General features: G+C 38.1%; 22 protein-coding genes. 16 read left to right on the top strand and 6 right to left on the bottom strand.

The features are described 5' to 3' along the window. Positions 1-28 precede the first annotated feature (28 nt). Both PI85_RS03280 and PI85_RS03275 read right to left on the bottom strand, forming a co-directional pair. Entirely contained in the window at positions 29-574 is a 546-nt protein-coding gene (locus tag PI85_RS03280; RefSeq protein WP_036124542.1) for a GNAT family N-acetyltransferase, read from the bottom strand. Positions 575-589: 15 nt separating this feature from the next. Next, on the bottom strand, positions 590-1,414 hold the full coding sequence (locus PI85_RS03275) for a methyl-accepting chemotaxis protein (RefSeq protein ID WP_025117432.1): 825 nt from the start codon (positions 1,412-1,414) through the stop codon (positions 590-592). Between the two features lie 292 nt (positions 1,415-1,706). Between PI85_RS03275 and PI85_RS03270 the strand changes: the two genes are divergently transcribed. Together PI85_RS03270 and PI85_RS03265 are read left to right on the top strand one after the other, a co-directional pair. Continuing rightward, positions 1,707-2,909 (top strand): MFS transporter, encoded by a 1,203-nt coding sequence (locus PI85_RS03270; RefSeq protein WP_036124543.1) that lies wholly within the window; start codon positions 1,707-1,709, stop codon positions 2,907-2,909. 21 nt (positions 2,910-2,930) lie between these two features. Further along, entirely contained in the window at positions 2,931-3,656 is a 726-nt protein-coding gene (locus PI85_RS03265; protein WP_036127733.1) for a sulfite exporter TauE/SafE family protein, read from the top strand. 252 nt (positions 3,657-3,908) lie between these two features. Here the strand turns inward: PI85_RS03265 and PI85_RS03260 are convergent, their stop codons facing one another. The 3 genes from PI85_RS03260 to PI85_RS03250 all read right to left on the bottom strand — a co-directional run bounded on the left by PI85_RS03260 (position 3,909) and on the right by PI85_RS03250 (position 5,826). Next, complete coding sequence (locus PI85_RS03260) at positions 3,909-4,691, bottom strand: enoyl-ACP reductase (RefSeq protein WP_080709378.1); 783 nt, start codon at positions 4,689-4,691, stop codon at positions 3,909-3,911. Positions 4,692-4,839: 148 nt separating this feature from the next. Beyond that, on the bottom strand, positions 4,840-5,436 hold the full coding sequence (locus PI85_RS03255) for a hypothetical protein (protein ID WP_235318446.1): 597 nt from the start codon (positions 5,434-5,436) through the stop codon (positions 4,840-4,842). A gap of 141 nt (positions 5,437-5,577) precedes the next feature. Continuing rightward, on the bottom strand, positions 5,578-5,826 hold the full coding sequence (locus PI85_RS03250; protein WP_004232564.1) for a ferredoxin: 249 nt from the start codon (positions 5,824-5,826) through the stop codon (positions 5,578-5,580). 106 nt (positions 5,827-5,932) lie between these two features. Between PI85_RS03250 and PI85_RS03245 the strand changes: the two genes are divergently transcribed. The 8 genes from PI85_RS03245 (at position 5,933) to PI85_RS03215 (ending at position 13,364) form a co-directional block, all read left to right on the top strand. Next, a complete protein-coding gene (locus PI85_RS03245) occupies positions 5,933-6,961 on the top strand; it encodes a helix-turn-helix domain-containing protein (RefSeq protein ID WP_036124544.1) in 1,029 nt (342 codons plus the stop codon). After that, complete coding sequence (locus tag PI85_RS03240) at positions 6,962-8,404, top strand: ATP-dependent DNA helicase RecQ (protein WP_036124546.1); 1,443 nt, start codon at positions 6,962-6,964, stop codon at positions 8,402-8,404. An 86-nt stretch (positions 8,405-8,490) separates the two neighbouring features. After that, on the top strand, positions 8,491-9,219 hold the full coding sequence (locus PI85_RS03235; protein ID WP_036124547.1) for a LysM peptidoglycan-binding domain-containing protein: 729 nt from the start codon (positions 8,491-8,493) through the stop codon (positions 9,217-9,219). Between the two features lie 146 nt (positions 9,220-9,365). Continuing rightward, positions 9,366-10,121: a metallophosphoesterase gene (locus PI85_RS03230; RefSeq protein WP_036124548.1), complete on the top strand. Its 756-nt coding sequence runs from the start codon at positions 9,366-9,368 to the stop codon at positions 10,119-10,121. 113 nt (positions 10,122-10,234) lie between these two features. After that, entirely contained in the window at positions 10,235-11,200 is a 966-nt protein-coding gene (locus PI85_RS03225) for a YpdA family putative bacillithiol disulfide reductase (RefSeq protein ID WP_036124550.1), read from the top strand. A gap of 57 nt (positions 11,201-11,257) precedes the next feature. Continuing rightward, on the top strand, positions 11,258-11,818 hold the full coding sequence (locus PI85_RS03220; RefSeq protein WP_036124552.1) for a glycerol-3-phosphate acyltransferase: 561 nt from the start codon (positions 11,258-11,260) through the stop codon (positions 11,816-11,818). A 4-nt stretch (positions 11,819-11,822) separates the two neighbouring features. Then, positions 11,823-12,155, top strand: coding sequence for a GNAT family N-acyltransferase (locus PI85_RS24790; RefSeq protein WP_235318445.1), 333 nt, complete (start codon positions 11,823-11,825; stop codon positions 12,153-12,155). A gap of 93 nt (positions 12,156-12,248) precedes the next feature. After that, the gene (locus PI85_RS03215; RefSeq protein WP_235318444.1) at positions 12,249-13,364 is read left to right on the top strand and encodes an aminotransferase class V-fold PLP-dependent enzyme; all 1,116 of its coding nucleotides are present in this window, start codon (positions 12,249-12,251) and stop codon (positions 13,362-13,364) included. A gap of 28 nt (positions 13,365-13,392) precedes the next feature. On the opposite strand, the gene PI85_RS03210 is transcribed toward PI85_RS03215, so the two are convergent. Beyond that, the gene (locus PI85_RS03210) at positions 13,393-14,361 is read right to left on the bottom strand and encodes an asparaginase (RefSeq protein ID WP_036124554.1); all 969 of its coding nucleotides are present in this window, start codon (positions 14,359-14,361) and stop codon (positions 13,393-13,395) included. Positions 14,362-14,445: 84 nt separating this feature from the next. On the opposite strand from PI85_RS03210, the gene prsW reads away from it, so the two are divergent. From prsW to rpsA, 6 genes are all read left to right on the top strand, one after another. After that, positions 14,446-15,126 (top strand): glutamic-type intramembrane protease PrsW, encoded by a 681-nt coding sequence (gene prsW / locus PI85_RS03205; RefSeq protein ID WP_036124557.1) that lies wholly within the window; start codon positions 14,446-14,448, stop codon positions 15,124-15,126. Between the two features lie 89 nt (positions 15,127-15,215). Next, the gene (sleB, locus tag PI85_RS03200; protein ID WP_008180429.1) at positions 15,216-16,049 is read left to right on the top strand and encodes a spore cortex-lytic enzyme; all 834 of its coding nucleotides are present in this window, start codon (positions 15,216-15,218) and stop codon (positions 16,047-16,049) included. A 15-nt stretch (positions 16,050-16,064) separates the two neighbouring features. Then, positions 16,065-17,348, top strand: a complete 1,284-nt coding sequence (locus PI85_RS03195) for a PepSY1/2 domain-containing protein (protein ID WP_036124559.1) — start codon at positions 16,065-16,067, stop codon at positions 17,346-17,348. Positions 17,349-17,434: 86 nt separating this feature from the next. Then, positions 17,435-18,094, top strand: coding sequence for a flagellar brake protein (locus PI85_RS03190; protein WP_036124560.1), 660 nt, complete (start codon positions 17,435-17,437; stop codon positions 18,092-18,094). 96 nt (positions 18,095-18,190) lie between these two features. Continuing rightward, positions 18,191-18,865: a (d)CMP kinase gene (gene cmk, locus PI85_RS03185; protein WP_036124562.1), complete on the top strand. Its 675-nt coding sequence runs from the start codon at positions 18,191-18,193 to the stop codon at positions 18,863-18,865. Between the two features lie 102 nt (positions 18,866-18,967). Then, the gene (gene rpsA / locus PI85_RS03180) at positions 18,968-20,104 is read left to right on the top strand and encodes a 30S ribosomal protein S1 (RefSeq protein WP_036124564.1); all 1,137 of its coding nucleotides are present in this window, start codon (positions 18,968-18,970) and stop codon (positions 20,102-20,104) included. Positions 20,105-20,131 lie beyond the last annotated feature (27 nt).

Raw genomic sequence — 20,131 nt, 5'->3', positions numbered from 1 at the left:
CTGATGATTCATGCATCAGGTCGCTTTGTTATTTTTGTTGCTGCCACTCAGTTAGAAGCATGCCATATACAACATGATCTACATAATGATCATACAGCCATTCTGCTGCTCGCAGGGTGCCCTCTTTTATGAAGCCGAGGCGTTCTGGAATAGCGCTGCTTTTTTCATTGCCAACAGCCACTCGAATTTCTACTTTGTGAAGGTGTAATGTTTCAAAGGCATATTGTAATAGAGCTTTTACAGTTTTGGTCATAATGCCATGCCCCTGTGCACCTTCACTAAGCCAGTAGCCAATGGTACCGATTTTATTAGTAGGATGAATAGTATTAAAGCCAGCGATGCCGACAATTTCATTTTTAAAGAGAATGACAAGAGAAAGGCTATTATTAGCTTCATGCCCCTTGATACAGCCTTCAATATAGGCGATTGTATCTGCTACTTCCTTTGTATAATCCAACCATGGTAGCCATTCCTTTAAATGCTTTCTTGAAGCATCCGTACATGCAAAAACTGCCTCTGCATCCTCTAGGGTAATTGTACGTAAAGATAAATCATCGTTAATGTATATATCCATCTCATCACCTCATTATTATTTTAGGGCATCGTGCATGAAGCCTTTCATCTCTCGGCTTAGCACTGTCAGCTCTTCGATAATTTCGCTAAAATCTTGTACGAGCTGTGCTTGCTCATTCGTTGCATCATTGATTTGACCCATATTTTGTTTTAAATTCTCAAGATTTCTATTAATATTTCGTAAGGAAGCTTCGATATTTTCGGTTGCGCTAGACGTCTCAAAGGACAATTTTCGAACCTCCTGTGCCACGATATTAAAGCCAGCACCATGTTGCCCAGCTCGAGCCGCCTCAATGGAGGCATTTAATCCAAGTAAATTGGTTTGGCGAGAAATACTTTTAATTAGATCAGTTACGTCATTTGTTTTTTCCGAATCCTCTAATGCATGTTGTGCCTGCTTATTAATTTCCTCACTAGTAGCCGCTAATTCCTCTGAATGGGAAGCGATTGTATGTACTTTATCTTGAAGATTATTAACGATATTGTCCATTGTACTCATATAATCTTCGAGTTTTAGTTCATTATCAATAGGTAGTCCGAAAGCCAATGCTCCTACGACTTGGCCGTTTTCACGAATGGGGAAGGAAAAAGCATTGATGGCTACGCCGTATACATCCTTAGGAATGACCACATCTGCATTTTGTCCAGTAAAGGCAATGTAAACATTTTGATCATTAGCATTTACTTTTTGTCCATCCTGGTAGCCTGAATCCACACGTTTACCTGCTAAATATTTGATGACTGTTTCACTTTCCTTTTCAATGACAGCAACAATCGCTTCTTGTTTTAATGCTAGATGAATATAAGGTGCTGAAAGGGCTAAAGCTTCAATAATTTTCATAAAATTTCCTCCAAGTCTAGTCAATGAAAAATGGTTGGCTCATCTGTTTTCAATATGACAATGGTGCTAGATGATTACTTTTAATGTAGCACAATATTTGCCAAGTCAAAATAGCAAATTCTATTTTTATTTTTGGTGAAACTAGAAAATGTCTCTTTTTTATTGTCAATGAAAATTAGTCATTTAGTGCCGAAAGGCAGGGAGAGTTTGTCCATTTTTTGACGAAGGGATGTGTTTTTTATGGAATATTGTATTAGACTAATAGATGTGTAGTAATGAAGGAGAGATTTTCATGGAATATATACAAAAGGGGACGAAGTCGTTTCATAAAGCTAATTGGGCTTTGTTTTTAGCAGGCTTTATTACGTTTGCAAATTTATATAGTACGCAACCATTATTGCCAACCTTCGCGGAAGCGTTCAAAGTATCACCAGCCGTTGCTAGTTTATCTCTTTCAGTAACGACCTTTGCTTTAGCGGTGAGTTTAGTCATCGTTGGTTCATTATCAGAGGCGTGGGGAAGGAAATCGTTAATGACCATTTCGATTTTTGCTGCTTCTATCTTTACACTTACGCTAGCATTTTCTCCTAATTTTGAAACAATAATTGTGCTACGAGTATTGCAGGGTATTGTTTTTGCAGGATTACCTGCCATCGCTATGGCCTATTTGGGAGAGGAAATGGAGCCAGCAAGTTTAGGGGTTGCCATGGGCTTATATATTAGTGGAAATTCAGTAGGCGGTCTTAGTGGCCGAATAATTATCGGCACATTAACGGACCACTATAATTGGCATATCGGGATGTTTATACTAGGGTGTATTAGTTTACTTGTGAGTGTGTTGTTCGTCTGGATATTACCAGGCTCCAAACACTTCAGCCCCCGTCCCTTACAAATAAGGGCATTATCAAAGACTCTTTTTCAGCATTTGAAGGACCCTTCGATGCTTTGTCTATATGGAATTAGCTTTGTTTTAATGGGGAGCTTTGTCACTCTTTATAACTATATAGGCTTTAAATTAATGGCACCCCCCTATAATCTAAGCGCCACAATTGTTGGCTGGATATTTGTTATATACTTAGTTGGCACATTCAGCTCAGCGTGGTTTGGCGGTTTAGCTGACCGTTATGGGCGACAACGAATGCTATTACTAGCGATTGCCATCATGTTAGCAGGTGCCATCATGACGCTTCATAGTTTTCTAACTTTAAAAATAATCGGGATCACCGTTTTTACCTTTGGCTTTTTTGCAGCTCATTCCATTGCGAGTGGCTGGGTAAGTAAACGGGCATCTCATGATAAAGCACAAGCCTCCTCCCTCTATTTATTTTTTTATTACTTTGGCTCTAGTGTTGGAGGAACTGTAGGTGGGCTATTTTGGATGAAAAACGGTTGGGTAGGTGTCATAGCAATGATTGCGGTATTTTTAATGATTGCTTGTGGCCTATCATTTTTATTAAAAACTATTATTACTAGACAAAGAATTACAACCACTTAAATGATGTGAGGTGTTGTTTTGCTGGAATTAACGTTTTATTTTTTTATTATTTTAACCGCAGCCATTTTACAGACAAGCACGGGATTCGGCTTCTCTATTATGGCTACACCATTTTTACTGTTGCTTTTCTCACCACCACAGGCGATGCAATTAAATATTATTTTATCCCTTGTTATTTCATTTTCGTTGCTATGGAAGGTTAAAAAAGATATTGAGTTCGCGTTGCTAATAAAAATTATGATTGGGAGTATTGTAGGCGCACCTGTTGGTAGTCTTTTATTTGCCATCGTGGATGTCACTACATTTAAGCTGCTCATAGCAATTCTTTTAATTGGGTTAACAATTATGCTTATAAAGAACCTTTCCATTCAACAAACAAATGGAAGAGATTATGGTGTTGGCTTTATATCAGGGATGTTTACAACAAGTATTGGGATGGCTGGACCGCCACTGCTCCTCTATTTTGCAAGCACACATAAAAAGAAAGAAACGATTAGGGCAACGTCACTAGCTTATTATATTTTTATTTATTTGATTAGCTTACTATCACAATTAACAATCGAAGGTACAAGTAAAACCGTTTGGCTCTATAGTTTATATGCCTTGCCGTTTGTTTTGATTGGCCTGATAGTAGGACAACTATTATTTCGTAAGCTCAATCAGAAGCTATTTTTAATATTTATTTATGTACTATTAGTCGCCTCTGGTATTATGCTATTTATACAAACCATTTGGGCGATGCTATAAACGATAAAAAGGATCGAAGAGGCTTAGTGTTCCATCCTTTCACACTGTAGACAAACTCTCACTGAATTTTGAGATTGCCTACAGTCTTTTTTCTTTTGCCATGAAACGAAGTAAAGTCGTTGATATCCACTACGGGCGGACGCTTTCCGCGGGCGGAGTTGAGCTGCTTCCCACTTTTCCCGCAGGAGTCGCCGCCCTTCGTTCCAATAATGACAAAAGGATGGAAGAGACATAGTCTTCCATCCTTTTTTATTAACCCATAATATTGTAGCCAGCGTCGATGTAAATAGTTTCTCCAGTGACACCACGTGATAGGTGAGAGAGCATAACAATTGTCATATCGGCTACTTCATCTTGTTGAACATTCCGTTTTAAAGGAGCTGTTTCCTCGATTTTGTGTAAAATTGTATTAAAGGAAGGGACACCTTTTGCAGCAAGCGTACGAATAGCACCAGCTGAAATAGCATTTACGCGAATATTGTCTTGACCAATATCAGCAGCAAGATAGCGCATAGAAGCTTCTAATGCAGCCTTTGCTACACCCATCACATTATAGCCATCAAGCACTCGTTCCGCCCCTAAGTAACTCATTGTAACGATAGAGCCACCTTCTGTCATATACGGATGAGCTGCTTTGGCTGTTGAAATTAGAGAGTAGGCACTTGTATCTTGTGCAAATGCATAGCCTTCACGTGTTGTTTCTAAGAAGCGGTTGTGTAAATCTTCAGCATGAGCAAATGCTACGGAGTGGACAATACCGTGAATAACGCCAACCTTTGAGCCAATTTCATCAAACGCTGCTTTTGTACTTTCATCACTATTAACGTCACATTGAACAACAAGGGAATCAGTTTGACCAATATTATCTAATTGCTTTTGTAATTTTTTCAATGAGCGTTCTTGACGATATGTGAAAATAACGTTTGCACCTACATCAAATAAACGTTTTGCAATGCCCCATGCGATACTACGATCATTCGCTACACCCATGACAACAATATTTTTATCTTTTAATTGTAATAAATTATCCATCATTATGAAGAACTCCTTTGTGAGATAATATCTGTTATTAGTACCAACTACTAAAATCTTATCATACATAAAAAACTGTTGCAATAGAGTAGCCGATTATCGGGCAAAAAAAATTCATCTCTTCTAAGTGAGAGACGAATTAAAAAGCAACCTAAAAAGCTATATAATCTTCATACATATCTACTGCTTGATAAACAGCACTATTAATAGTGATTCTAAAGCAATTTTGGCTACGAATGGTTTGAGCAAGAATTTTGATGGCTCTTGTTTGGTCTCTATGGAAAGGAGTGTTGTCCGTTTGAAACCCATCATCTAAATATGCGAGAAAATAAGGTTTATCTTCCTGCGAATATAATAAATCTGCCTCAGTACTTTTCCCAACGGTCTTATAAACCCATAAATCAATGGCATTTCCTAATTGGAATGCAGCAAAATATTGTAAATCATCATTATTACACTTGTTTATTTTTCGAATTATTTGAATTTTTTTGAGCTCTTCCAGCAAAAATGTATTGATAGAGTAGTAGATGGCCTTAGAGGGATTGAGTATCAGTTCATCAGTATGCTGAGATTTTAAAAATACCCAATTATTTAAAACTATGGCCCAGGAATCGAGTGTATTTAAACATTTAGCATACACCTGTGGAAAAATCATTTGCCATTTTGCGGCAAGATTTTTAAATTGATCAATATGGTCTTGATCGATATGAAATAAACTATGCTCTACTTGTAACTGCTCAAACATCATCATCATTCCTCCAATAGATTGGTCCGTATAGAAAAGAGCTATATGATGGATTATCATGTTGCAAAAGTTAGCAAAATATTTCATCCAAAAGAAAAGGCACCCATTGAAGGATGCCTTTTGGGTATACAGACAAATTAAAGACTATTCGAATTTTAATGAGTCACCATCAAAAGTTTCATCTGCTACTTTGATAGAATCAGTTGGACACCCTTCAAATGCGTCTTGCATATCCTCTAATAGATCTTCTGGCACTTCAGCAGTTCCCATGTTATCATCTAAAATAACGAAGGCAATACCTTCATCATCATAATCATAAATGTCTGGCGCTGCGGCTCCACATGCGCCACAAGCGATGCATGTATCTTTATCAACTATTGTGTATTTAGCCATTTTTTTCTCTCCTTTAACGATGTTCCTACAAAGCTTCATACTCATTTTAAAGATGTTTATCTTACATTTCAACTTAAATACTATTAAATTGGAGGAATTTGCGTCAATGTTTCATCAAATACTATTGCAAATCTTTCAAAAACTCAATACGGAACGAACGATTTCGGCTGCCTATCATGTCCTGAGAGGAAAGCGTTCAGGTCAGACCATTCAAGACATTGGCCTTTTTCAATTGCATCAATATTTTGGCTTATTACCTAAGCTACCACGGACTACCTTTGATGAGGCAGTAACGTTATTTATGCAATATAGTTGGTTAAAAGTGCAGGATTCTGGTCATTTTCACATGGAAAAGCTAGGTTTACAGCGAGCACAACAAACGCCAACATTTTTCTTTGATGGATGGCATTATCGAGGGAATGAGCATGTGTTTTTTGCACGTCTTTCATTAATTGTGCAAAGTTTGTCACATCAAACTGCAGTTATTCGTTCTTTTTCGCCCATCAGTAGAGATCCTGCGATTCAAACTTGGGCTCGATCCTTTTTGCAGGATCATCATTACCTACAAGGTCAATTACAACAACAATTATTAGACGAATGTACCAGTGTACTAAAGAATCTTCCAGTTTCAGATAGTAGCAAACAGCTTGTCCTTTACCGTTTAAGTGGATATCGCTTACCTGGATGGACATGGCAACAGCTTGCCGATAAACGACAGGAAACTGTGCTTGATAGTCAATTAGCTTTTATTGAAACACTACATATATGGTTAAATGAAGTGCAACAAAGCAATGATTACCCATTGCTTAAACAAGTGGCACAAGGACTAAGAGTGAAAATATTGCTAACCGATTCTGCACAGCAAACAGCACAATTATATGAACAAGGATATTCAATTGAACAAATAGTGAAATTAAGAAAGCTGAAGCAAAGTACTATTGAGGACCATTTTGTGGAATTAGCGATGTATGAACCGAACTTTTCTATTGGTCCATTCGTCTCATATAAGGAAGCTGAAAAAGTTTGGCAGGCATCGAAGCATTTTCAAACGAAAAAATTGAAAATCTTACATGATGCTTTAAAGGAATTGAGTTATTTTCAATTAAGGCTTGTCCTTGCGAAGGGAGAAGTATAAATGGAACTGGAAGAACTATTGCATAAACATTTTGGTTACTCATCATTTCGACCAGGACAAAGGGAAGTCATTGAAGCAATACTTCAAGAGAAAGATGTAATGGCATTATTGCCCACAGGAATGGGAAAATCATTGTGCTATCAGCTCCCGGCCTATATTTTAGATAAACCTGTGCTAATCGTTTCTCCGTTGCTTTCTTTAATGCAAGATCAGGTAGAGGAATTGAAACGTTTTGGAGAAAAGAGGGTTGTCGCCTTAAATTCCTTTTTATCTCTCACTGAAAAACGGTATGTATTACATTATTTAGAACAATATCGTTTTATTTTTACCTCACCAGAGATGCTACTTCAACAGCAGATGCAAGACAAATTAGCGCAAGTGAAATTAGGTTTAATCGTAGTGGACGAGGCTCATTGTATATCGCAATGGGGGTATGATTTTCGACCAGATTATTTACGGATAGGTGAGTGGCTATCAAGGCACAATCGACCTCCACTGCTAGCACTATCAGCGACTGCAACAAGCAAGGTCATGCAAGATATTCGGGAAACATTATCGTTAAAGGAACCATTTGAATTTATGTATAATGTGGATCGGCCAAATATTCATTTAGGACGCATTGTTCTAGAGGATAAGGCAGATAAAGCGTGCTGGCTTATGCGACATGTCAAAGAAACTGCTGGCCCAGGAATACTGTATGTTTCCTCACGCAAACGAGCGCAACAATATAGTGACGCATTTTTACAAGCGGGTATTCGTACTGCAGCCTATCATGCAGGCTATGGGGCTGAGGATCGCCAATTTATTCAGCAGCAGTTTATTGATGGCGAATTGGACTGGATAGTGGCAACAAATGCTTTTGGTATGGGGATTAATAAACAAGATATTCGTCAGGTCATTCATGAATCAATACCTGCTAATATTGCAAATTATATGCAGGAAATTGGTCGAGCAGGTCGAGATGGTGAGTCTGCGCTTGCCATTTTACTCTATAGTGATGGTGATGAAGAGCTAGCGAAGTTCGTTGTTACGGGTGATCTTCCGAGTCCACAGCATGTTGATCGCTATGAGGAACTCATTTCCCAGCAGGTACTGCCAGCACAGATGTTAAAAAATGGGGAACTAGGTGAGACGGCATTTCGTGTGTTAGACTATTGGATGCAACAAGAAACGAAGGAGCAAGTGAAGGCTCGACTAAATCATTTAGCCCTAGAAAAATACCATGCAGTCGATGAAATGTTGAAGATTATACAGACAAAAGACTGTATTCGTGAACATCTTGTCGGGTATTTCGGGCAAAAATTGCAAAAAAAACCGGAAAACTGTTGTGAAAACTGTGGAATCCATTATGATGAAATCAAGAAAGAACGCTTAACAGCCGAGAAAAAAATAGAAATGATTTCGTGGGAACGTCGATTGCAGCAACTTTTGCTGGGTAATTAGACTAAATCTGACGGTCATTTACTTTTTTCGTAAAATTCGTCATAATAGAATGACAGAAAGCGTAGTAAGGTTTGGGGGAAAGACGAATGAGTAAAGAAGATTATCGCGATAAAATAGAAGAACATCGACAATCATTTGAAGATGAGCAAAACGAACAGCAAACATTGTCGAGAGTTTCCAGAATGAATAAAAATGGAGATAAAAACAAAAAGCCAAAAAATCCGAAACGAAGAACACCGTTAATGACTATACTTTTTGTGATATTTATCCTTATCCCATTAACTATTCTTGTTTATTTTTGGAAGTTTTACGAACCAGGGAAATCAATAGAGCAAGCTGAGAAGGACTCAGCTGAACAGGTCGTCGAAATGGATTCTTCAGAGGCTTCCGCATCTGACAAAGACAAAAATAAAGACAAAGGCGATCAAGCTGATCAAAAATCAAACGAGCCATCTAAAGAAGATGCTGATAAAGTAACGGCAGATCAAAAAGAAGCTGAGGCAGCGAAAAAAGCACAAGAGGCAAAAAATGCTGAAGAAGCAAAAAAAGCGGAAGAAGCACGTAAAGCTGAGGAAGCAAGAATAGCTCAGCAACAGGCAGAGGCAGCGAAAAAGGCTGAAGAGGCTAAAAAAGCAGAAGAAGCGAAACAAAATGCTAAAGCAAGTACACACACTGTCAAAGCAAATGAGAACTTATTCCGTATTGCATTAAATCATTATGGTGATGGTAGTGAGGCGACTTTAGCTAAAATTCGTGCTGCTAATGGTATGTCTTCAAATACCGTTATGGTTGGGCAAGTAATTAAACTTCCTTAAATAAAAGCCATATAATGGTCATATAGTTTAGCAAGTATAAAATAAAGGACAAACGTTCACACCAAAACGTACGTCTGATTTAGCAAAAAGACGATTCTTCATAAGAAACGAATCGTCTTTTTGCTGTCGTAAGGAGAAGTGAGAGAATGCTTTATATAGGGCTATTGCTTATCATAGTGGTCATCTTTTTGCTTTATATGTGGAAGATGGCTCATGAGAACAATGTTTTACATCACCAGCTACTATTAAAGGGAGAGCCGGAGAAGGTACGTTTATTTTTTATTTCAGATGTTCATTTGCGAAAAATTAATAAAAGAATGATTGCACAGCTAACAGAACATTTTGATGCGGTCATTATTGGTGGAGATTTAGCAGATAATCGCACACCTATTTCACGTATTCATGATAATTTACAATTACTAACTTCCATTGGACCTACTTATTTTGTATGGGGAAATAATGATAGAGAAGTGGGAGAAGATCGGCTGAAGAGTATTTTGCAGAAATATCATATTCAAATTATTGTCAATGATGCGGTGCTGTTACCTACGAAAAATCGCTTCTGGCTTAGTGCAATTGAGGATACGACGGTAAAAGAATATAGCTTTGAAAAAGCCTTTGAAAAAGTTGGAGAGCGTGATCTAGTTGTTTTTATAGCGCATAATCCAGAGGTTTTTGCAAAAGTCCGCGCTAAGTACCGTGCTGATTTAATGATAGGTGGACATTTACATGGAGGGCAAATCCGATTTGGTCCATATGGTGTCCATCCTAATGGTTCATATCGAGAGCGAGATGGTGTCATGACTTTAGTAAGCAATGGTTATGGTACTACATTATTGCCAATGAGACTTGGTGCCAAACCACAATGTCATATAATCGACATCGATATTTCAAGTAAATAAACAAACAAAACTTGCTAGAAGGCGTATAATATAAAGGAATCGTCTATTTTCATAATGGATGTAAGCAAGGAACAGCAACTAAAGCTGTCCAAATTCGATTGGAGTGTCAAGAAATGCAGCAAGCAGATGCCATTATTGTTGGAGGAGGCCCATGTGGTTTAGCAGCAGCAATAGCTTTGCAAAATATTGGATTAAACCCCATTGTCATTGAAAAGGGTAATATCGTCAATGCGATTTATCATTATCCTACACATCAAACTTTTTTTAGTACAAGTGAACGATTAGGAATTGGTGATGTGCCATTTATTATTGAAGGACGTAAGCCCAAGCGGAATCAAGCGCTTGTCTATTATCGAGAAGTTGTTCGATTAAAAAACATTCAAGTTAACCGCTTTGAAAAAGTGCAAAGTGTCGTGAAAAATAATGGTATGTTTACTGTTACTTCAGACAAGGATAAATATGAAACACCTCATGTCATTATTGCGACAGGCTATTATGATCATCCTAATTTTTTAAATATCACTGGTGAACAATTACCTAAAGTTTTCCATTACTTTAAAGAGGGACATGAATTTTTTGATACGGATGTTCTTGTTATAGGAGGCAAAAATTCAGCTGTAGATGCAGCATTGGAATTAAATAAAGCAGGTGCTCGCGTAACGGTTGCCTATCGAGGAAGTGAATACTCTCCAAGTATTAAGCCATGGGTATTACCTGAATTTGAAGGGGTAGTCAAAACGGGAGAAGTTGACATGCATTTTAATACGAATGTGTTAGAGATTCGTGAGCATGAAGTGGTTTTAGAAATAGATGGCCAAGAAAAGGTGTTGCACAATGATTTTGTCTTTGCTATGACTGGCTATCACCCTGATCATTCCTTTATTAAAGCCATGGGTGTCGATATTGACGAAGAAACGGGCCGCCCTTATTTTACACCGGAAACGATGGAAACAAATGTGGAAGGCTTGTTTATCGCAGGCGTAATTGCTGCGGGGAATAATGCCAACGAAATTTTTATTGAAAACGGGCGTTTCCATGGAGATTGTATCGCTCAAACTATTGCTCAAAGAAAAGGATAATGGTGAGGCTGTATAGGCGTGTAGCTTATACAGCCTTTTTAGCAAGGAGGAATATGATTGATTGGTTTGTACTGGCTCTTCAGTTATTTAATAGGAAACTTCATGACAGCATTTTTCGTTGGAAAGATATATGGTGTCAATTTGCAGGAAGAACGCAGTAAAAATTTAGGTGCGCGCAATGCGGGAAGCGTCCTTGGCAAAAGGGCCTTTCTTCTGACTTTTCTAGGCGATGCCTTGAAGGGTGTGCTCGTGGTAGGCATAGGTCGTTTATGGTATTTAGAAGAATGGGTCATTGTTAGTGGTGCAGCCTGTGTGATTGCAGGTCATTTATATCCTTTCTGGCTAAAATGTAAGGGAGGAAAGGGAGTCGCAACTTTTATTGGAGTTGGTCTCGCACTATCACCAGGCTTGTTTTTATGGATGATTGCAGGTACTGCTGCCGTACTGATGTTGACAAGGAGCTTAACATTAGGCATGGTTGGAGGTTTTATCTTTTATGTTGGCGCGATCATACAGGCGGGACAATTAAAGCCCTACGCACTTTTGATGATTGCAATCGTGTGTATGCTCATAAGACATATGTCTAATATTAAGGAGTCATGGAAAAGAGGGAAGTAAAGAGATGTATTGGTGTAAAATAGCTCAAACAAATGAAGAATATGAGGCGATTGCGCGATTGAATTATGAGACATTTGTGGAGGAAATACCACAGCATGAGCCCAATATGCAAAGACTAAAAGTTGACCGATTCCATGAGCAAAATACATATATAGTGGTGTATAAAAAAACAGAATTAATAGGAATGGTAGCATTTAGAGATCAAAGACCCTTTTCAATTGATGAAAAAATTGGGAAGGTAGAGCAATTTTTACCGCAAGCGGTTTGTGACAAGATTTGTGAAATACGCTTACTTGCTGTGAAAAAAAATTATCGAACTGGGCGAGTCCTATTATAGCTCACACAAGCTTTAAACACATTTGCCTATGAAAAGGGCTATACGGCAGCCGTCATTTCAGGAACAACGCGTGAAGAAAAGCTTTATAAGCAAATGGGTTTTCAACAATTTGCTCCTGCTGTTGGAGCAACGGATGCCCAGTTCTTACCTATGGTGCTTACTAGGGATGTATTTGAACATGACCTACAACGTAGGCTTGCAAAAGATAACTATAATTTTTATCCTGGACCAGTTAAGCAATTAGAGTCTATTGGATATACCAATTTATCGCATCGTACGCTAAGTTTTAAGGCAATCTATGAACGAGTACAGCAAAAGTTACTACATTTAGCGAATACCAAGCATGTTGGAATAATCGTTGGAACTGGAACATTGGCCAATGAGGTGATGCTTGCTCAATTACAGGCCCAGCAATTGGGGAAAGGTCTGATTCTAACAAATGGGGAATTTGGTGAGCGGTTGAGAAAACAAGCAGTCCGTTGGTCATTAGATTTTGATGTCGTTGAACAAGAATGGGGAGCACTATTTGATTGTGAGAAAATAGCGTTATTATTAGAAACTGGAGCATATGAGTGGATGTTGGTCGTGCATGGGGAAACCTCGACGGGGACTTGTAATGATTTAGATGGTCTTAGTCAATTGGCAAAGTGTTATAATGTGAAGCTATGTGTAGATAGCATCAGTACGTTCGGTGCTATGCCATTTTCGTTACAGGACTGTTATTTGGCTACTGCAGTGAGTGGGAAAGCAATTGGGGCAGTAAGTGGGCTCGCATTTGTATTTTCACAATACTTAGCGCAATCCGCCACTACACTGCCTGCATACTTGGACTTAGCCAATTACCAGCAAGGTGCCATACCTTTTACGCTTCCAGCCGTATTGCTTGGTAATTTAGATGAGTCTTTACAAGCCTATCCAGTCCGCTATGAGCAGCTACAGCAACGTTTTGAGGCACTACTGCAGCTGCCCTATATGCACTTTCAATTACCAACAACTCGGTACCCAATGCTTATAACCATTCAACTGCCAAGGACACTTTCAAACCTACACATCGATTTAGCCTTAAATGGACTATTGGTTCATGGTGATAGCCCATATTTACGTCAAAGAGGATTTCTTCAGTTTGCTGTCATTCAGCCAGATTTCGAAGATGCTTTTGTACGTCTTAATGAAATGCTGCACTACTATGAACAAATAATCGAGGCATAAGCAAGTGCTCAATATGAATACATTGGCTTTACAGGAAAAAATCCTTTAAATTTAAAGGCTCTCCAGTTGTGTTAAGTCCAATTAATAATTTTAATCGTGCCTTTTGTCCATTTATACCCGTGGCAAATATCGCACCTAAGTCTTCCAGCATTTTACCGCCACCAATATATCCATAGACACCTTCTGCAATTCCATTAAAGCAGCGGGAAACGAGGACTACAGGAATATTTCGTTGGATCAGACTTTCAATGCCTTTAACAACAGAAGGAGGGACATTTCCTTGACCTAACCCTTCAAGCACAACACCCTCATATTTACATGCGAGCACGACATCTAATAAATCTTCTTCCATACCAGCATAAACTTTTAGCATGGCTACGCGTTTAGATAAATTATTAATTTCTACGTATTGACGACGAATTGGTGCATGATGAAACAAAATACGTGATTTTGTAATCAGCCCAATTGGTCCATATTGTGGAGATTGGAAGGTATTTACTGAACTTGTGCTCGTTTTCGTTGTATTGACGGCAAGATGTACCTCATCGTTCATCACAACGAGAACGCCTTTGTCGCGAGCTTCATCATCGACTGCTACCCGGATTGCCTCCATTAAATTATAAATACCATCTGCTCCAAGCTCATTGGATGAGCGCATGGCCCCTGTCAATACAATAGGGATGGCTAAATTTGTAGTCAGTTCTAAGAAATAGGCAGTTTCTTCTAATGTATCTGTACCATGTGTAATGACAACGCCATCGATTTGCTTTGCTGTAGTTTGTTCCATAATCAAGTTGCGTAATTGAAGCATCTCTTTTGGCGTGATATGTGGAGAAGGTAGGTTAAAAGCTTCTATTTCAATAATGGTCGCTAATGAATTAAGTTTATTGCTCTCTTTCATGAGTGGATTTTCTTTATTGGGCATAACTGCTCCTTCAGCACTCATCGCCATGGAGATTGTGCCGCCAGTATGAATTAATAAAATTGTTTTTTTCATAAAAAATAAAATCTCCTTTTAAAAAGTTTTTTTGTCATTACATGGTATAATAATAGCAGTCTATTGTTGAAAGGAGCCGGCATCATGATCATTTTATTATCTGCTGCCATTGCTCCCGGTCTAGCGCTTTTTAGTTATTTCTATTTGCGCAATCAAATGGCTACGGAGCCAAGAAAAACTTTATTACAAACATTTTTATACGGTGCATTTTTAACGTTCCCGATTCTGTTTTTACAATATGTACTAACAGAGGAAGGGGTTTTTCGATATTTTTACCTTCAAGACGTACTTTTCTCTAGTGTTGTTGAAGAATTTTTTAAATGGTTTGTGCTATTAATTGCCATCTACAATCATGTTGAATTTGATGATCCATATGACGGTATATTGTATGGGGCAAGCATATCACTTGGTTTTGCCACAATCGAGAACGTACTTTATTTATTATCCTTTGGCTTGGATACAGCATTTATGCGCGCCTTATTACCTGTATCAAGTCATGCATTATTTGGCGTAGTCATGGGCTACTATTATGGACGTGCTAAGTTTTCAAAGTTTGCCAAGACGAAAGAAATGATTGCTATGGCGCTTTGTGCACCAGTGGTACTTCACATTCTATACAATACAATATTATCATTTAAAGGTCACTGGATTTATTTAATGATTCCTTTTATGCTGTTTTTATGGTGGTTTGGCCTACGAAAGGTGAAACTAGCGCATTATCATCTAGTACAACATTTGCATATGCATAAAAAATTTAAAGCGTAGAAATCGTCAAGATTTCTACGCTTTATTCTTTTTTATCATGTATAAATTGCCTCTTTTGTTTCAAGCTATAAAAAAAAGGAGTGATAAAAGTGCGTTTAGTAAGCATACTTTTTGCTTTGATATTGGGAATTAGTATAATTGCGATTCCTCAAAATGAAGTGATTGCCTTTAGTGACCAGCAAATTACTCGTGGTGCCTATGGAGATGATGTCATTGAATTGCAAGCAAGGTTACAATACTTAGGTTTTTATAAGAGTAAAATTGATGGAAAATTTGGCTATAACACATACTGGGCATTACGTAATTTTCAAGAGAAATATGGTTTACCAGTAGATGGTATCGCTGGAGCGAAGACCAAAAAAACAATAGCTGGCTATTCTGATTACGATGAAAAATGGGTAAAAGCGCAATTAAATGCCGGTAATCAATTTACCTACTATGGTGGTGTTCCTCTTGATCAGCAAGTGAATAAAGGGACTAGTACAGGTAGTGGTGCCGGTAGTGGTGGAGGAAATAGTAGTGGCACTACTAATAACAATGGAACACAAACTCAAGTTCCTCCTAAATATACAGAGCGAGATTTACAGCTAATGGCGAATGCTGTGTATGGAGAAGCAAGGGGAGAGCCATATGAGGGACAAGTAGCCGTAGCGGCAGTTATTTTAAACCGTTTAGAAAGTCCCGATTTCCCGAATACAATTTCTGGTATTATATTCCAACCTTTAGCGTTTACAGCTGTAGCAGATGGACAAATTTGGTTAGAGCCTAATGATAGAGCAAAAGAAGCTGTTATTGATGCAATGAATGGCTGGGATCCATCTGAAAATGCTTTGTATTATTTCAATCCGAAAACGGCAACAAGTAAATGGATTTGGTCACGTCCACAAATTAAACAAATTGGAGAGCATATTTTCTGTTCATAGAAAGGAGGAAGATAGATGAAAACTTGGCTCGTGGTCTTAACGATAGCTGTTATCGGGTTAGGGGCATATAGTATAGATTTACATGGTGATAAAGAAGATTTACAACGTACTGTTCTAGCGCAGTATACAGATAAGCTAACAGATGCATCTGAAAAACTATCTCATCTACAGCGATCAGTCTCACAATCCCTACTGTTTCAAGATGAGCAAGCCATTCACAGTGAATTAGATTCAGTTTGGCGTTTAAGCTCAGAAGTTCGTTCTTCCATTGCTAATATTCCGATAGGGCAAGAATTATCTAATGAATGGATGAATTATTTAGGACGACTTGGCGATGAAGCGAAGAGAACTGCAAAAACAGGCGATTATGATGCTTGGCGTGAAAAAATGCCACAGGTCTCTACGAATTTACAAGCTCTTTCTGATGATTGGACAGCTGCAACCGTTGATTTTTATAAACATAATGGGAAAATGGATGTTTGGCTACAGCAAGTCGATAATAAAAATCCAAACACGAATTTTGATAAAGTGAAAGACACGTTAAAAGGTTATGGAGAAAAAGATTTCCCGCTGACATTATCTGAGTCAGATTGGCAGAAAAAAATTGCATTAAAAGCTTTACAGGATGCTGAAATTACAGAAAAAGAAGCGTTGGAAAAAGTGAAGCATTTATTCCCAGTTATTAAAGATGCAACATTTACTGTCACAAAAAGCAGTGACACCGCACCATATCCTTTCTATCACATACAATTCCATCAAGGGATTCGTTTAGGGTATGTGGATTTAACGGTAAAAGGAGGACATTTACTGTCCTATTTAGTAGAACGCCCTGTTGACGAGGCGAAGCAGTCGCAAGAGGAAATTCTCAAAAAAGCCGAAGATTATGTTAAGAAATTAGGCATGAACGATTTAGCCTATGTGGAATCGCGTGAAAACCATCAAGCATGGCATGTAACGTTTGCCCGTGTACATCCAGGAGATAACGCATTAATTTATGCGGATGGTGTTCAACTTAAATTAGCAAAAGATACAGGTGAATTATTAGGGGCAAACGCGATGGAATACATTCAAGAAGAAAATATTAAAAAGCAAACAGCAAAACCAATTGATTGGAAAACATTCTTCCAGGATGATATTCAAGTGCAAGAAGTAAAAAATATTTATACAGATAATGGTGAATTTGAACAACGTCTATGCTATGAGGTCATTGCCTTGCGTGATGGTAAAACACAAGAAACATTTAGAATCGTCATTGATGCAGAAAATCATAATGTTTTAAAAGTGGAATATTTAACTTAATAATAAGAAAATACTACCAATTTTTATAGCCAAAATTAATATCTCATGAGATAATTAAGCCATATTTATTGTACGGGGAGATGCTCATGGAGATTAAAATTGGCACACAATTACAACTTGAACCGACTTATACAGAGCGTGTGGAGAAATTCCGCTGTAAAGTTGTAGAGCAACAAGATCATATTCTTTATATTGATTATCCAATTAATATGGCGACAAAGAAAACAGCATTTTTGATAGATGGCTCTGAATTTAGAGCAACCTTTCGCACTGAGGACAAACAATCATTTGCCTTTAATACGGAGGTAATAGGCCGTAAAGCTGGCCATATACCTATGATTATGTTGCATTGCCCAAAGCCAGAGGAATTTATTAAAATTCAACGACGAGAATATGTACGAGTTGAAACACCCGTGGATGTGGCCGTTCAGTTCAAGGATCACAAATATCAGTTAGTTGCTGCGGATATTAGTGCAGGAGGCTTGGCCCTTGTTTTGAAAGGTGAAGTGGCTTTCAATGATGGGGATGAGGTGAAATTAACGGTTGCCTTACCATTTGCCAATGGGGATGTGAAATACGTGATAACAGAGGCAACTGTCGTGCGTATTTTTGAAAAAGATTCTAAACGAATTGCAACAATCCAGCTAACGGATTCTGATGATGTTGACCAACAACATATCGTGCGCTTTTGCTTTGAGCGTCAATTAGGCAATCGTCGTAAAGAATTGAATCCCTTTAATGCTTAATATTTTGCATAGTAATTTTTTAAAAGCCCTCTCCTAGCAGAGGGCTTTTTATAGGTTATATGATACAATATGAGGGGACAGAAAGTAGGGAAGAATATGAAAAAAAACATTCAAATTGCGATAGACGGGCCTGCTGGTGCTGGTAAAAGTACTATTGCAAAAATTGTTGCTGAGGCACTTGATTTTACTTATATCGACACAGGTGCAATGTATCGAGCAGTTACGTATAAAGCGATGCAACAAAACATATATTTAGATGATGAAGCAAAATTAGCTGAAATGTTAGCAGCAAGTACTATTGATTTAAAGCCGTCTCCACAAGGGCAGCTTGTCTTTTTAGATGGTCACAATGTATCAGCTGATATTCGATCAAATGAAGTCACTTCATCAGTTTCTCAAGTAGCTGCCCATGCAAAGGTTCGTGAGTTATTAGTAGCTCAACAACAAAAACTCGCAGCAAACGGTGGCGTCGTTATGGATGGCCGCGATATTGCTACACATGTATTGAAAGATGCAGAACTAAAGATTTTTATGTCTGCAACGGTAGAGGAACGCGCAAGAAGACGATTTATAGATAATCAAAAAAGAGGAATCGACTCTTCACTTGAAAAACTTCAGGAAGAAATTGCATTACGTGATAAAAAAGATAGTGAGCGTGAAGCATCACCACTTATTCAAGCAGAAGATGCCGTATTTTTAGATACGACAGCGTTGTCTATCGAAGATGCAGCACAAGCTATTTTAAAATTAGCACAAGAAAAAATGCTATAAATCCTAAAATTTCAGACATTTTTCAAATTTAAAGGATTTATTTTTGTCTTTGTCTTCAATATCGAATAAAATAGTAAGGGAAGATGCGAAGGAGGGTTACATATGTCTGAAGAAATGAACTATGCAGAACAAACGTTTAACGAGGGTGATATCGTCAAAGGTATTGCAGCGCAAGTTGATGAAAAAGCAGTATCTGTATCAATTCCAGGTGCACCATTTGATGGTATTGTCCCAATCAGTGAATTATCAAGCTTGCACATTGAGAAAGCTTCTGATGTCATCTCTGTTGGAGATGAGTTAGACCTGATGATTACAAAGGTTGAGGAAGAAAATTTTGTCCTATCAAAACGTAAAGTGGATGCTTTAAAAGCATGGGATACACTTGAGCAACAATTTACCGCGGGAGAAATTTTCGAAGCGGAAGTGAAGGATATTGTTAAAGGTGGTCTTGTCGTAGATTTAGGTGTACGTGGCTTTGTACCAGCATCGCTTGTAGAAGACTACTTTGTCGATGATTTTGAGGGCTATAAAGGCAAAACTTTAAGCTTTAAAATTGTTGAGCTTGATAAAGAAAAGAATCGCCTAATTTTATCTCATCGCGCAGTAGTGGAATCAGAAAAAGCTTCCCAAAAGCAAAATGTTATTAATCAAATTAAGGCTGGCGATGTTTTAGATGGTAAAGTACAGCGTTTAGCATCGTTTGGAGCATTTATTGACCTTGGTGGTATCGATGGGCTTGTCCACATTTCACAAGTGTCTCATGAGCATGTAAGCGATGTGAGTGAGGTTTTATCAGAAGGACAAGGTGTAACTGTAAAAGTTCTATCTGTTGATCCAGCAAATGAACGCATTTCATTATCAATCAAAGAAACGATCCCTGGACCTTGGTCTAATATCGAAGAACGTGCAGCAAAAGGTGCTATTTTAGACGGAAAAGTGAAACGTCTTACATCTTTCGGCGCATTTGTGGAAGTTTTCCCAGGTGTTGAAGGATTAGTGCACATTTCTCAAATCGCTCATAAACATATCAATACACCACATGAAGCATTAAAAGAAGGACAAGAAGTACAAGTAAAAGTCCTTGATGTTAATGCTGAAGACGGTCGATTAGCGCTAAGCATTAAAGAATTACTCGAAAATCCTGAAGCAGAAGAAGTGATTGACTACGAATTACCTGAAGAAAACACAGGTTTCTCTTTCGGAGACGTAATTGGCGATCAATTAAAAAACTTTAAATAAGAAGAACGAGGCTGGGACAAAACCCAC

This window comes from Lysinibacillus sp. A1, assembly GCF_000801965.1.
Lineage (GTDB): Bacteria > Bacillota > Bacilli > Bacillales_A > Planococcaceae > Lysinibacillus > Lysinibacillus fusiformis.
Note: the sequence above shows the minus strand (reverse complement) of the source record. Positions and strands in the feature narration are given on the sequence as shown.

Bases quoted from the DNA above. Each gene is read 5' to 3' on its own strand.
- PI85_RS03230 (WP_036124548.1), top strand. From the start codon at position 9,366: ATGCTTTATATAGGGCTATTGCTTATCATAGTGGTCATCTTTTTGCTT.
- PI85_RS03245 (WP_036124544.1), top strand. From the start codon at position 5,933: ATGTTTCATCAAATACTATTGCAAATCTTTCAAAAACTCAATACGGAA.
- PI85_RS03280 (WP_036124542.1), bottom strand. From the start codon at position 574: ATGGATATATACATTAACGATGATTTATCTTTACGTACAATTACCCTA.
- PI85_RS24790 (WP_235318445.1), top strand. From the start codon at position 11,823: ATGTATTGGTGTAAAATAGCTCAAACAAATGAAGAATATGAGGCGATT.
- PI85_RS03225 (WP_036124550.1), top strand. From the start codon at position 10,235: ATGCAGCAAGCAGATGCCATTATTGTTGGAGGAGGCCCATGTGGTTTA.
- PI85_RS03210 (WP_036124554.1), bottom strand. From the start codon at position 14,361: ATGAAAAAAACAATTTTATTAATTCATACTGGCGGCACAATCTCCATG.
- PI85_RS03275 (WP_025117432.1), bottom strand. From the start codon at position 1,414: ATGAAAATTATTGAAGCTTTAGCCCTTTCAGCACCTTATATTCATCTA.
- PI85_RS03270 (WP_036124543.1), top strand. From the start codon at position 1,707: ATGGAATATATACAAAAGGGGACGAAGTCGTTTCATAAAGCTAATTGG.
- rpsA (WP_036124564.1), top strand. From the start codon at position 18,968: ATGTCTGAAGAAATGAACTATGCAGAACAAACGTTTAACGAGGGTGAT.
- PI85_RS03215 (WP_235318444.1), top strand. From the start codon at position 12,249: ATGGGTTTTCAACAATTTGCTCCTGCTGTTGGAGCAACGGATGCCCAG.
- PI85_RS03190 (WP_036124560.1), top strand. From the start codon at position 17,435: ATGGAGATTAAAATTGGCACACAATTACAACTTGAACCGACTTATACA.
- PI85_RS03255 (WP_235318446.1), bottom strand. From the start codon at position 5,436: ATGATGTTTGAGCAGTTACAAGTAGAGCATAGTTTATTTCATATCGAT.
- PI85_RS03235 (WP_036124547.1), top strand. From the start codon at position 8,491: ATGAGTAAAGAAGATTATCGCGATAAAATAGAAGAACATCGACAATCA.
- PI85_RS03195 (WP_036124559.1), top strand. From the start codon at position 16,065: ATGAAAACTTGGCTCGTGGTCTTAACGATAGCTGTTATCGGGTTAGGG.
- PI85_RS03260 (WP_080709378.1), bottom strand. From the start codon at position 4,691: ATGATGGATAATTTATTACAATTAAAAGATAAAAATATTGTTGTCATG.
- cmk (WP_036124562.1), top strand. From the start codon at position 18,191: ATGAAAAAAAACATTCAAATTGCGATAGACGGGCCTGCTGGTGCTGGT.
- PI85_RS03250 (WP_004232564.1), bottom strand. From the start codon at position 5,826: ATGGCTAAATACACAATAGTTGATAAAGATACATGCATCGCTTGTGGC.
- prsW (WP_036124557.1), top strand. From the start codon at position 14,446: ATGATCATTTTATTATCTGCTGCCATTGCTCCCGGTCTAGCGCTTTTT.
- PI85_RS03240 (WP_036124546.1), top strand. From the start codon at position 6,962: ATGGAACTGGAAGAACTATTGCATAAACATTTTGGTTACTCATCATTT.